The sequence below is a fragment of the Microbacterium sp. ZOR0019 genome (assembly GCF_000800925.1).
Taxonomy (GTDB): Bacteria; Actinomycetota; Actinomycetes; order Actinomycetales; family Microbacteriaceae; genus Microbacterium; species Microbacterium aurugineum.
Map to the genome: position 1 here is coordinate 33,734 of NZ_JRKC01000056.1, position 11,704 is coordinate 45,437.

The 11,704-nt window shown below is 66.9% G+C and carries 13 protein-coding genes; 2 read left to right on the forward strand and 11 right to left on the reverse strand.

The genetic code is table 11. The annotated features are described in order from the left end of the window. Window positions 1-8 precede the first annotated feature (8 nt). Window positions 9-938 carry a tetratricopeptide repeat protein gene (locus tag L978_RS12120; protein ID WP_047523347.1) on the reverse strand — a complete coding sequence of 310 codons (930 nt, stop codon included), beginning with the start codon at window positions 936-938 and terminating at the stop codon, window positions 9-11. Next, window positions 935-2,875 (reverse strand): hypothetical protein, encoded by a 1,941-nt coding sequence (locus tag L978_RS12125; protein WP_052193666.1) that lies wholly within the window; start codon window positions 2,873-2,875, stop codon window positions 935-937. Before L978_RS12125 ends, L978_RS12120 begins: the two co-directional genes overlap by 4 nt. Before the next feature lie 181 nt (window positions 2,876-3,056). Here L978_RS12125 and L978_RS12130 point away from each other — a divergent pair, with 181 nt between their 5' ends. After that, entirely contained in the window at window positions 3,057-4,118 is a 1,062-nt protein-coding gene (locus L978_RS12130; RefSeq protein ID WP_047523349.1) for an AI-2E family transporter, read from the forward strand. A 15-nt stretch (window positions 4,119-4,133) separates the two neighbouring features. Here L978_RS12130 and L978_RS12135 read toward each other — a convergent pair whose 3' ends face one another. The 9 genes from L978_RS12135 to rpsB all read right to left on the reverse strand — a co-directional run bounded on the left by L978_RS12135 (window position 4,134) and on the right by rpsB (window position 10,870). Then, window positions 4,134-4,850, reverse strand: coding sequence for an alpha/beta hydrolase (locus L978_RS12135; protein ID WP_047523351.1), 717 nt, complete (start codon window positions 4,848-4,850; stop codon window positions 4,134-4,136). Between the two features lie 2 nt (window positions 4,851-4,852). Continuing rightward, entirely contained in the window at window positions 4,853-5,140 is a 288-nt protein-coding gene (locus L978_RS12140) for a hypothetical protein (RefSeq protein ID WP_047523352.1), read from the reverse strand. 9 nt (window positions 5,141-5,149) lie between these two features. Beyond that, window positions 5,150-5,839, reverse strand: coding sequence for a transglycosylase SLT domain-containing protein (locus tag L978_RS12145; protein WP_231555052.1), 690 nt, complete (start codon window positions 5,837-5,839; stop codon window positions 5,150-5,152). A gap of 48 nt (window positions 5,840-5,887) precedes the next feature. Continuing rightward, a complete protein-coding gene (locus L978_RS12150) occupies window positions 5,888-6,466 on the reverse strand; it encodes a DivIVA domain-containing protein (RefSeq protein WP_047523354.1) in 579 nt (192 codons plus the stop codon). Next, complete coding sequence (locus tag L978_RS12155) at window positions 6,466-7,611, reverse strand: phosphatidate cytidylyltransferase (protein ID WP_047523360.1); 1,146 nt, start codon at window positions 7,609-7,611, stop codon at window positions 6,466-6,468. The genes L978_RS12150 and L978_RS12155 overlap by 1 nt, the downstream gene beginning before the upstream one ends. A 5-nt stretch (window positions 7,612-7,616) precedes the next feature. Then, window positions 7,617-8,171, reverse strand: a complete 555-nt coding sequence (gene frr / locus L978_RS12160; protein WP_047523362.1) for a ribosome recycling factor — start codon at window positions 8,169-8,171, stop codon at window positions 7,617-7,619. A gap of 68 nt (window positions 8,172-8,239) precedes the next feature. Further along, window positions 8,240-8,956 (reverse strand): UMP kinase, encoded by a 717-nt coding sequence (gene pyrH, locus L978_RS12165; protein WP_047523364.1) that lies wholly within the window; start codon window positions 8,954-8,956, stop codon window positions 8,240-8,242. A gap of 92 nt (window positions 8,957-9,048) precedes the next feature. Continuing rightward, window positions 9,049-9,876 (reverse strand): translation elongation factor Ts, encoded by an 828-nt coding sequence (gene tsf, locus L978_RS12170; RefSeq protein ID WP_047523367.1) that lies wholly within the window; start codon window positions 9,874-9,876, stop codon window positions 9,049-9,051. 43 nt (window positions 9,877-9,919) lie between these two features. Next, the gene (rpsB, locus tag L978_RS12175; protein ID WP_047523368.1) at window positions 9,920-10,870 is read right to left on the reverse strand and encodes a 30S ribosomal protein S2; all 951 of its coding nucleotides are present in this window, start codon (window positions 10,868-10,870) and stop codon (window positions 9,920-9,922) included. 304 nt (window positions 10,871-11,174) lie between these two features. Here rpsB and L978_RS12180 point away from each other — a divergent pair, with 304 nt between their 5' ends. Continuing rightward, window positions 11,175-11,696: a murein hydrolase activator EnvC family protein gene (locus tag L978_RS12180; protein WP_052193668.1), complete on the forward strand. Its 522-nt coding sequence runs from the start codon at window positions 11,175-11,177 to the stop codon at window positions 11,694-11,696. Window positions 11,697-11,704: the final 8 nt, after the last annotated feature.

Genomic DNA, 11,704 nt, shown 5'->3' on the forward strand with positions numbered 1-11,704 from the left:
CGTCTTCCCTAGAAGAGCAGCGAAGAGAGCCGGTTGCGGGCGGAGACGACGCGCGGGTCGGCTGCCCCGATGAGTCCGAACAACTCGACCAGGCGCTCCCTGACAGGAGTGCGCTCATCGGAGGGCAGCTGCGCGAAGAGGTCGAGCAGTCGACCGAACGCATCGTCGACGTGACCTCCCGAAAGGTCGAGATCCGCGACATCGAACTGCGCCTGGACATCGAGCGGACGCTCGGCGGCGGCCGCACGGGCCACCTGCAGATCGAGCCCTTGCACGCGATCGAGAAGGCGCACCTGTCCCAGTCCGGCGAGGGCTTCCTCGTCGCGCGGGTTCTCGGCCAGTGCCTTCTCGTACGCGCGGATCGCGGCGGCGTAGTCTCCGACCTCGATCGCGGCGAAGGCCTCGGCGTGCAGCGGCGGAAGCTCGGGCTCCTCCGGTGCGCTCGGTGCGTCAGCCGCCGCCGTCTCCTCGACCGCGAGAGTGCCGGTGACACCGTTCTGTGCGGCGACCTGCAACAGCTGAGTAAAGACCTCTCGCACCTGCTGCTCCGGCACCGCACCGGTGAACATCGGCACGGGCTGGCCGGCGATCAACGCGACCACCATCGGGATCGACTGCGCGCGGAAGCTCTGCGCGAGCTGCGGGTTCGCATCGACATCGACCTTCGCCAACAGGACGCGACCGCCGAGTTCGCGGGTCACCTTCTCGATGATCGGGCTGAGCTGCTTGCACGGACCGCACCACTCCGCCCACAGGTCGACGACGACCGGCACCGTGCGCGAGAGCTCGAGGATCTGGCCGAACGTCTCATCGGTGGCGTCGACCACGACATCGACGACGCCGGGCGTGGCCGTGCTCTCGGACGGCGACGCCGGCCGGTTGCGGAGGCTCGAAAGGTCCACCGCGCCACGCAGCGCGGCCGGGGAGATTTCACTCACTTGATCACCTTCACGGAGAGGAGGTCCTGGTGGACTGCCAGGAGTCGGATCTGTTCCGTCGATCCCTGTGCGGGGACCGAGAAGAACAGCTGGAACTCGTACGTCGTCTCGACGCCCTTCGCGGACTCGGTCGCCCCCGTCAGCGCCTTCGCCTCGGCGTTGTCACCGAATCGGATCACCACATCCGACGACGTCGGAGTCACGGTCTCCTTGTCGGTGAGAGACACGGCGACGATCGCACCACTGTCGAGAGTGGTCATCGAGATGGGCTCGGCGGTCGTCGGGGACATGTCGAAGGCTGCCTTCGACGTCTCTGACGCCCCCTTGTCGGCGAGGTTCTTCACGACGGCCTGCCTGCTGTCGGTGATCGAGCTCGCGAGATTCAACGCGAGGTCGTCGAACAGACCGTAGTACTCGCTCTTCTCCCCGGCATCGACGACATCGGCGAAGGCCGGAGCGAGCTCAGCCGGTGGAAGCGTCAGGAAGGCGGAGTCGGACGGCACGAGGGAGGTGCCGAGCCAGGTGGCTGCGACGTCGGGGAATACAGCGTCCGCCGACATCTCCGCCATGTTGCTGATCCGGTAGTTCGACCACGGATCCGCCTGCGTCATCATGAGGAGGACCGGGGGCACGGTGTCGTCACCGGTGCTCTTCGACAGCATGAGGACCGTGCGGGGCCAGCGGTCGGTGGCCTCGGGGAGCACCACCTCGAAGTCGTCGGTCGGGATGGCTGCGGGTAGCGCCATGTCCGCGATCTTCGACCGCAGTGCATACTCCGTGGTCCGCGCGGCGAGTGCGGGGCCGTCGAGACGAGTGGTCGCGAGGTCGAGGTCGAGCGCGGAGTCCGCTTCGGCGACGGTCTCGGACGCGGACTGCAGGATGCGCTTGGCCTGCGACTCCGTCACAGCGGGCGGCTTCTGGTTCTCGGGGGCGATCACCGTCGGGCTCGGCGACGGAGACGTCGAAGCGCCGTCGAACTGGGGCCAGGAGTCCGCCGAGCATCCGGCAGCGAGGACGGCCGTCAGACCGAGTGCCGGGAGTGCCAGCATCCGACGCCGCCGTATCGGGCGCGCCGCACGCATGGCGTTCTTCGAGTCGGTTCCCTTGTGATCGTCCACGATCTCCGCATCTTCGGTCCCGCCGTCCGATGCTCCGTCGACGGAAGTCTGAGATTCCGATGTATCGTTCCCGGCTTCGAGTGCGGCGCGCTCCGCGGGTGGAAGCGCGGCGACGTCGATCGGCTCGGTCGCCGGAAGCGGGCCTGGACCCTTGCGACGAGGGCCGCGTCCTCGCCGCTGATGGCGGATCCCCAGCACGTACAGGATGAGTCCGATCAGCAGCACGATGCCACCGGCGACCATCAGCGGCCCTGCCAGAGGCGTCTTCGTGTCCAACGGCCAGGAGACCGTGATCTGGTCCGGCGCGTCGAGCGTGCCGTCGTAGGCGATCAACGTGCTCGTTCCCTCGGGCAGCTGGATCTTGTCGACGGTGAGGAGGTTCTCATCCTCGAAGGAGTCCAGCCACAGGTCGGAACCTCGCGGGTCGCGGCCTGCGGGTTCCTCGGTCGCCCCGTCGCCCGCGTCCTCACCGGCGTCCGTCGAGTCCGGGTCCTCGGGAGCCGTGACGTGCTCGACCGACAACTCGCCCTCGTCGTCCACCGTCACCCGGTTGTAGTCGGAGTCAGCCAGCCAGGCCTCCATGTCGGCGGTCCGGCCGTAGCTGCTGAAGATGTCGCCCTGGCCGCGGACGATCAGCTTCTGCGCACCCGGGTTCGTCCGCAGGACGTCGCCATCCAGCAGCACGAACGGTGCGGGCTCATCGATCTCGACCTGCGTCTGCTGCGAGTCGGGCCCCATGAATATGGTGCGCTGGGCGATCCCCGCCCCGATCAGCACCGCGGCCAGCACGAAGGCCACCACGGCCCATACGAAACGCACGAATAGTCTCCTCACGCATCACCGGCATCTGCCCGCGACGCAACACTCGACATTTCAGACTAGCGAAATCAGCTGTGTGTTGCCCACGAGGAGGTGCAGTGCGGGCAGGAAACGGCACGTCGCCCGCTGCTCGAGGCTCCCGCTCGGTAGCCTTGCTGCAGCCGTTTCGAGGAGTCCACAGATGAAGATCCACAATCCCTTCCGCACCGCGCTGGTGGCGACGCTCGGAGTGGGGTTGGGGATCCTGCTGATCAGCAGCGTGCAGACGCTCTCCACGGTGCTCCTCTACGTCGGCACCGCACTCTTCCTCAGCCTGGGCCTGGATCCGCTGGTTTCGTTCCTCGAACGCCGCAAACTCCCCCGGTGGCTCGCCGTGCTGGTGACCATCGTCGCTGTTCTCGCCGTGTTCAGTGGGATCGTCCTGATCATCCTCCCGGTGCTGGTGGACCAGATCTCTCAGCTCATCGCACAGATCTCGGCGATCGTCTCACGCGGGAACCTGATCCCCGATCTCAAGGAGTGGATGCAGGCCACGTTCCCCAACCTGCTCGTCGATGACGTCTTCACCTACGTGACGGAATGGCTCACGACGAACCTGGCCGAGATCGGCGGCTCGATCGGTCAAGGGGTCCTCGTCGCGAGCGGCGCCGTCCTCAGTGGACTCTTCGGGGCGTTCATCGTGCTCATCCTGACGATCTACCTGACCGCGTCGACCCCCTCCCTCAAGCGCGCCGTCTACCAGCTCGCCCCGGCCTCGAAGCGCGATCGGTTCATCGATCTCTCCGAGCAGATCACCGACTCGGTCGGCTACTACGTGATGGGCCAGGTCTCCCAGGGTGTGCTCAACGGCGTCCTGAGCGCCATCTTCCTCTCCATCATCAATGCGCCGTTCCCCACGGTCCTCGCGATCATCGCGTTCTTCTTCTCGCTGATCCCGCTCGTCGGCACCCTGACGGGCTCGACGATCATCGTGCTCGTGTGTCTCATCCCCGGACTCGGCTCGCCGGGAATCGCGATCGCCGCTGCCATCTACTACTTGATCTACATGCAGATCGAGGCGTACGTGATCTCCCCGCGCATCATGAGTCGTGCGGTCTCCGTTCCAGGAGCTGTCGTGGTCGTCGCCGCACTCGCCGGAGGAAGCCTGCTCGGGCTGCTGGGGGCGCTCATCGCGATCCCCGTCGCCGCGAGCATCCTGATCATCTACCGTCAGGTGCTCATCCCCCGCATGAACGAGCTCTGAGGCGAGGCGAAGGGCTCAGTCGGCCTCGGGCCAGTGCGTCGCCAGCGGGAGCGCCGACGGGTTCACCGCCGCCACGATCTCGGTGAGCACGCGCCGGGTCTGCGTCTCCCCGACCCACAGATGCTTGCCGCCGTCCACGGCGATCAGATTCGCGTGCGGGATCGACGCGAACCGTTCACGTGCCTCGTCCGGACGCAGGTAGTCGTCGAGTTCCGGCACCAGGATCACCACGGGCACGTCGACCGCGCCCCAGGCAGCGACTTCCGCGTCCGTCGCGCGGTGCAAGGGCGGGGAGAGCAGGATGATGCCGGCGATGTCATGGTCGCGACCGTACTTGAGGGCGAGCTCCGTGCCGAACGACCATCCGACGAGCCAGGGGTTCGGCAAGGCGCGGTCACGGACGAAATCCATCGCCGCCGCCACGTCGAACTGCTCGGCGGCACCGCCGTCGAACGCGCCATCGCTGGTCCCGCGCGGCGATGTCGTTCCGCGGGTGTTGAAGCGCAGGACCGCGAGGTCGGCGAGAGCAGGCAGGCGGGCCGCTGACTTGCGGATGATGTGGGAGTCCATGAAGCCGCCCGCGGTGGGCAACGGGTGCAGCGTCACGAGCGTCGCCACCGGTGCGGTCTCCTGCGGCACGGCGAGCTCGCCGACGAGGGTGAGCCCGTCCGCGGTCGTCAGCTCGATGTCCTCGCGCTGCGCCGGAAGCTCCAGCGGTCCTCGGATCTCCATGCTCACGCCATCCTCCAGCAGTGTGTGTGCCAATGTCTGCGCGCGGCGAGGTCCGCCGCGTCGCCCAGCACTCCGTCGGCGCGCCAGGTCACGAGGTGCGCCGTGCCGATCACGATCTGTCCGCCACAGCCCGGGCACACGTACGCCTTCTGTGCCTGCACGGCAGACACCGGCTGCACGGTCCACTCCGCGCCGCGGCGTGTCTCCGTGCGCTTCCAGCCGGCGAGCAACCTGTCGAACGCGTCCTCAGGTTCCGGGCGCGCCGGAGGGCGTCTGCGTGAGCGTGGCATGGCGCCTGCTCACCACCAGTGGTTGTTGGTCCAGAAGTTGTAGGCGCCGGCCCAGCTGCCGTACCGTCCCGTGGCGTACCCCGTCGCCCACCGCAGGTTGTCGACCGGGTTGTAGCCGTTCCCCGGCACCTTGCTGCAGGGCAGTGCTTGAACCAGGCCGCATGCGCCCGACGACTGATTCGTGGCGTTGGGATTCCAACCGCTCTCACGCGAGACGATGTAGTCGACGTACTGCCAGTCGCTCTGGGCGATCCCGGCGGCAGCCATCCACTCGGCGGGTGCTCCGCCTCCCGAGTACGGGGGCAGGGACGATCCGCCGGACGACCCGCCGTTCGAGCTGGACGCGACCGTGGGAGCGGGCTTCGGCTTGGGCTTCGGCTTCACGTACACCTCGAAGGTGCCGCGCTCGATCGGCGTGATCGCCGCACCGCTCACGGTGACCGCGAGGTTCTGGGTATCGGCGAGAGCCAACGAGTACGCCGAGTCGGGTGAGTCGGTCGGGGTGGGGTCCGCCAGCGCCACTCCGGTCGGTGCGACGAGTGCTCCGGCGAATCCGACCACGGCGAGGGCACTGAAGACACTCACCACACCGCGTCGACGCGACCAACGGCGAGCACCCGGGCGCGCGGCTTTCACCCTGGCCGCGGGCACCGGCGAGGAGTCGCTTCGTTCGAGGTTCATGTCGTTTCGGGAGTTCACGATGAAGGACAGTCTACGCAAAGGCGCCTGAATCGACCATCAGGAACCTCAGCGGACGGCGAGGATGACGTCGATCGTCGCGTCGAGGAGAGCATCGACCTGCTCTTCGCGGTAGCCACCGCGCTGCATCCGGAAGGCTGCCGAGCGGAGTTGTTCCGCGGTGAGCGCATCGCCGTCACGCAGATAGCGCACGATCCTCGTCGACACGTGGTCGACCTCGTCGATGCGATACCCGAAGGTCAGCACGCCGGTGCGAGCGAAACGATGACGACGGGGTCGGGCGAGGTGGTCGAGGATCACCTGCGCATCGGCTCTCGCCTGATCGACCCAGGCGCCGGCTCCCTGCGTGCGCACGACGCGCTCGCGCTCCCGAGCGGCGAACGCGTCTTCCACGCGACCGAGAGCCGCATCGACGTCAGCGACCACGTAGCCGCCCTTCACGAGCGGGAACGAGGCAGTGCGGACGTCTTCCGCACTCAGCTCGTCACCCCCGGACTCGAAGGCACGACGAGCAGAGGCGAGAAAGGTGTCGACCGCTGCGCGATGGTAGCCGCGCTCACGCCCGGTCGTCAGCGCGAACGCCGGCGGTGTCGTCGTCGTCTGTTCTTCGAGCTGTCCGTCACTCATCACATGACCACCCAGGGAGAAAGGAGGAAATACAGGCAGAGCGCGGGAATGGTCGACGGCAGGATGCTGTCCAACCGATCGAGCAGTCCGCCGTGACCGGGCAGCCAGGAGCTCATGTCCTTGATACCGAGGTCACGCTTGAGCATGGACTCGCCGAGATCACCAAGCGTCGCGGAGAGGAGGATGGATGCGCCGAAGATCAGGCCCGCCCACCAGGGCAGCTCCAGCAGGAAGATCGCGAGCAGCACCCCTGCGATCAGGGACGCCGCGACGGCGCCACCGAACCCTTCCCACGTCTTCTTCGGACTGATCTTCGGGGCCATCGGATGACGCCCGAACGCCAGCCCCGCGGCATACGCCCCCGTGTCGGCGGCCACGGCGATGGCGATGAAACTGAGCACCCACCACTGACCGCCCTCCTGCTCCAGCAGGATGAGGGCGACGCCGGCGAGGAACGGCACGTAGATCTGCACGAATCCACTGATCACAGCATCGGTCAGCACGTCGCCGTAGGTACGACCGTCTTTCACCACCATCTGCGCGATCAGGCGCCAGACGACCACGAAGGCGACCGCGACGAACAGCATCACCCAGCACAGCCAAGGCTCGGCGAAGTACGCGGAGAGAACCAGGAAAGCCGCGGCGATCAGCTGGGGCACGACGTCGATCCGTCTGCCGGACGCCCGCAGCGCGCGGGAGAGCTCGTACACGCCCAACAGCGCGGCGGCGAGAGCGAACGGCACGAAGAGCGCCTTGATGAACAGCAAGGATGCGAGCAGGGCAGCGCCGAACGCAAGGCCGATCAGGATCGCGAGGATGAGGTCGCGGCCCGTGCGCTGCTTGATCCGCTCGTTGGCCTGATCGAGCTGATCCCGTGCGTGTGAGACGTGGCTGCCGAGCTCGTCCCGTGCGGCTCGCCACTGTTCACGGATCGCGTTGTGGTCAGCTGTGTCCAGCGACCCGATGGGGTCCTGCGATGTGTTCTCCGGCGTCACCGGAAGCGGCGGACGCGGCGGAATCGCGTCCGCGTCGAAGGAGGGAAACGCCGCGTCCACGAGCGGGATGCCGTCGGCCGGCGCACCACCACGCGCATCCCGGCGCGTCGGTGGCGTGCCGTCATCGACATCTCGCGTTTCGTCAGACATCCCGACTACACCTCGAGGAGTTCGGCCTCTTTGCGCTTCAGCGCGTCGTCGATGAGTTCGACGTGCTGACGCGTCAGACCGTCGAGCTCCTTCTCACCGCGGGCGATCTCGTCCTCTCCGAGTTCGCTCTTGAGCGCGTCCAGCTCGTCCTTCGCCTTACGACGGATACCGCGGACATGCACCTTGGCGTCTTCAGCCTTGGTCTTGACCAGCTTGACGTACTCCTTGCGGCGCTCAGCCGTGAGCTCGGGCATCGTGACGCGGACGAGGTTGCCGTCGTTGGTGGGATTGACGCCGAGGTTGGGCATGTCCCGGATGGCCTGCTCGATGGCCTTGAGCGCCGACTTGTCGTACGGCGTGATGATGAGGGTGCGCGCCTCCTGGTTCGCCAGCGATGCGAGCTGCGCGATGGGGGTCGGCGTGCCGTAGTAGTCCACGAGGACCTTCTGGAACATCTGCGGGTTCGCACGACCGGTGCGCACCGTGGAGAAGTCCTCCTTGGCAGCTTCGACCGCCCGGTTCATACGAGTGGTGGTTTCAGCGAGGACGTCCGCGATCACGGTGACTCCTATCGTCGGGGTGTTCTGGAAATTCTATCGGGCGGAGGCGGCTCCGCCGTGTCACACGCTCACGCGGTGACGAGGGTGCCGATGGCCTCTCCCAGCAGGGCGCGCGTCACGTTGCCCGCAGGCTCCATCCCGAACACACGCATGTCCATGCTGTTGTCCATGCACAGGCTGAATGCGGTCGAGTCGACGACCTTGAGCCCGCGCTGGAGTGCGTCACGGTAGGTGACCTGCTCGATGCGCTCGGCGTCGGCGTGCTTGTGGGGATCGGCGGTGTAGATCGCGTCCACCCCGTTCTTGGCGACGAGCACCTCATCGGCTCCGATCTCGAGCGCGCGCTGGGCCGCCACGGTATCGGTGGAGAAGTACGGGAGACCAGCGCCAGCACCGAAGATGACGACCCGCCCCTTCTCGAGGTGGCGCTCCGCGCGACGAGGGATGTAGGGCTCGGCGACCTGGGTCATCGAGATCGCCGACTGCACGCGGGTCGCGGCTCCGGCCTGCTCGAGGAAGTCCTGCAGGGCGAGGGCGTTCATCACGGTGCCCAGCATTCCCATGTAGTCGGCACGTCCGCGGTCCATGCCGCGCTGGCTGAGCTCGGCGCCGCGGAAGAAGTTGCCGCCACCGACGACGATCGCGACCTCCACCCGGTCGACGGCCGCGGCGATGTCCCGGGCGATCTGGGACACCACGTCGGGGCTGACACCCAGCTGTCCCGCTCCGAAGGCCTCGCCGGAGAGTTTGAGAAGGACGCGACGGCGTCCGGTGCGTTCAGTCATGGGTGGGTGTCCTCTCGTCCCGATTCAAGATAGTGCCTCGTGGGCATGAAGAAGGGGTTCGGATCATGATGATCCGAACCCCTTCGACGTCGCTACGCGCCGACCTTGAAGCGCGCGAAGTCCGTCACGGTGATACCGGCGTCCTTCGCCACCTGGGCGACAGAGAGCTTGTTGTCCTTCGCGTAGTCCTGCTCGAGCAGGGCGACCTGCTTGATGAAGGCGGACACGCGACCCTCGACGATCTTCGGCAGAGCCGCTTCCGGCTTGCCCTCGTTGCGGGAGATCTCGGTGACGATCTCACGCTCCTTGTCGACGGCGTCCGCCGGCACGTCCTCGCGGGACAGGTACGACGGGTTGGCGAACGAGATGTGCTGCGCGATGCTGCGCGCGGTCTCGGCGTTGTCGCCCGAGTACGCGACGACGACACCGATCTGCGGCGGCAGGTCCTTGCTGGTGCGGTGCAGGTAGACCTCGACCTTGTCGCCCGAGATCGTGCGCACGCGACGCAGTTCGACCTTCTCGCCGATGATCGCGGCTTCCTCGGAGATCAGCTGCTCGACGCTCTTGTCGCCCGCGGGGGCTGCGAGAGCTGCCTCGATCGAGTCGGCCTTGACCGCAGCGGCCGCATCGGCGACCTTGTCGGCCAGCGTGATGAAACGCTCGTTCTTGGCGACGAAGTCGGTCTCGCAGGCGAGCTCGAGCAGGGTGACGGCGCCGTCCTGCTCACGAGCGACGATCAGTCCCTCGCTGGTGGAACGGTCAGCACGCTTCGCGTTGCCCTTCGCACCCTTCAGGCGCAGGATCTCGGTGGCCTTCGCGACGTCTCCGTCGGCCTCCTCGAGCGCCTTCTTGGTGTCGACCATGCCCGTGCCGAGCTGCTCGCGCAGAGCCTTGAGGTCAGCGATGGTGAAGTTGGCCATGTGTGGTGGCTCCTTGCTTCGTTAGGTAGGTGTGTACGAGGGATTACTTGGCGTCTGCGGCCTCGGCGGCGGCGACCTCAGCGGTCTCCTCACCGGAAGCAGCAGCGATCGCCTCGTCGTGAGCCTCGGCACCGGCCTCGTCGGCTGCGGTCTCGTCGGCAGCGGGGGTCTCGACGACAGCGGCCTCGTCGGCAGCGGTCACGACCTCAGCGGCGTCAGCGGACTCCTGAACCTCCTGGGCCGGAGCTTCGAGGAGCTCCTTCTCCCAGTCGGCGAGCGGCTCAGCGTCACCCGTCTCCGGGTTGTGCTTCTGCTGCAGGCCCTCGGCCGCGGCGTCGGCGATGATGCGGGTCAGCAGCGAGACGGAACGGATCGCGTCGTCGTTGCCGGGGATCGGGTACTGGAAGTCGTCCGGGTCCGCGTTGGTGTCGAGGATGCCGATCACCGGGATGCCGAGCTTCTTGGCCTCGTCGATCGCGAGGTGCTCGCGCTTGGCGTCGATGACCCACAGAGCCGAAGGCGTCTTGGTGAGGTTGCGGATACCACCGAGCGACTTGTGCAGCTTGTCGAGCTCGCGCTTCTTGAGCAGGAGCTCCTTCTTGGTGAAGCCGCTGTTCGCCGGCGTCTCGTAGTCGAGCTCCTCGAGCTCCTTCATGCGTGCGAGACGCTTCGAGATCGTGGAGAAGTTCGTGAGGAGTCCACCGAGCCAGCGCTGGTTGACGAAGGGCTGGCCCACGCGGGTCGCCTGCTCGGCGAGGATCTCCTGCGCCTGCTTCTTCGTGCCGACGAAGAGGATGGTGCCACCGTGGGCGACCGTCTCCTTGACGAAGTCGTAGGCCTTGTCGATGTAGCCGAGCGACTGCTGAAGATCGATGATGTGGATGCCGCTGCGCTCCGTGAGGATGAAGCGCTTGACCTTCGGGTTCCACCGACGGGTCTGGTGTCCGAAGTGCACGCCGCTGTCGAGCAGCTGGCGGATGGTGACCACAGCCATGGTCGTCTCCTGGTTCTGGCACATTTCTGTACCGTTGAGGTTGTCAAGCCGATCGGATGACCGGACTTCCTGGTGCCCGGCACGCACCCTCCCCCTCGGAAGAAGGACCTGTGGGTGTCGATGCCGCGATGAGATCGCTCTGGGCACGCGTAGTCACCCCGATATCGAGGTGCTCCTCCAGCATACAGGATGCCGCGGCCTCACTGCCTCTGCACCGCGGCGGTCCCCGCTGAGTTGATCACCGTCGCCATCCACGCCGCAGGAACGCCGATCACGGACCGGAATCACGCGACAGGATCCCCGCATGAGCCTTCACTCTCGCACCAGGTCCGGCTCCGTGATCGGACTCCTCCTTCTCGTCCTACTCGCAACGCTGGACTCGTTCGGCACTGCGGAAGCCGCGGACCTCCCTCGATGGCGATGGCCCCTCCTGGGCACGCGGGCCGTGGTCGAGCCCTTTCGCGCTCCTGCGCACGAATACGGCGCAGGGCATCGAGGCGTCGACCTGGTCTCGTCCGTCGGGGCGATCGCGGTCGCTCCGGCAGACGGGGTCATCGCGTTCCGCGGAACCGTCGTCGATCGCCCGCTGTTGACGATCACGCATGCCGACGGTCTCGTGACGACGTTCGAACCCCTGCGCTCGACGCTCGATCCCGGTGATGCGGTGTCGGCCGGCCAGGAGATCGGCGCGGTCGATGTCGGCGGGCACACGCCGTCGGGGGCCCTCCACATCGGTGTGAGACGGGATGGCGCCTACATCAACCCGCTCCTGCTCTTCGGTGATATCCCGCGGTCGATCCTGCTCCCCTGCTGCGCGCCGCTCTGACGCGCGGA

Coding starts and splice junctions, on each gene's coding strand:
- L978_RS12130 (WP_047523349.1), top strand. CDS start 3,057: ATGAAGATCCACAATCCCTTCCGCACCGCGCTGGTGGCGACGCTCGGA.
- L978_RS12155 (WP_047523360.1), bottom strand. CDS start 7,611: ATGTCTGACGAAACGCGAGATGTCGATGACGGCACGCCACCGACGCGC.
- L978_RS12150 (WP_047523354.1), bottom strand. CDS start 6,466: ATGAGTGACGGACAGCTCGAAGAACAGACGACGACGACACCGCCGGCG.
- pyrH (WP_047523364.1), bottom strand. CDS start 8,956: ATGACTGAACGCACCGGACGCCGTCGCGTCCTTCTCAAACTCTCCGGC.
- tsf (WP_047523367.1), bottom strand. CDS start 9,876: ATGGCCAACTTCACCATCGCTGACCTCAAGGCTCTGCGCGAGCAGCTC.
- rpsB (WP_047523368.1), bottom strand. CDS start 10,870: ATGGCTGTGGTCACCATCCGCCAGCTGCTCGACAGCGGCGTGCACTTC.
- L978_RS12140 (WP_047523352.1), bottom strand. CDS start 5,140: ATGCCACGCTCACGCAGACGCCCTCCGGCGCGCCCGGAACCTGAGGAC.
- L978_RS12135 (WP_047523351.1), bottom strand. CDS start 4,850: ATGGAGATCCGAGGACCGCTGGAGCTTCCGGCGCAGCGCGAGGACATC.
- L978_RS12180 (WP_052193668.1), top strand. CDS start 11,175: ATGAGCCTTCACTCTCGCACCAGGTCCGGCTCCGTGATCGGACTCCTC.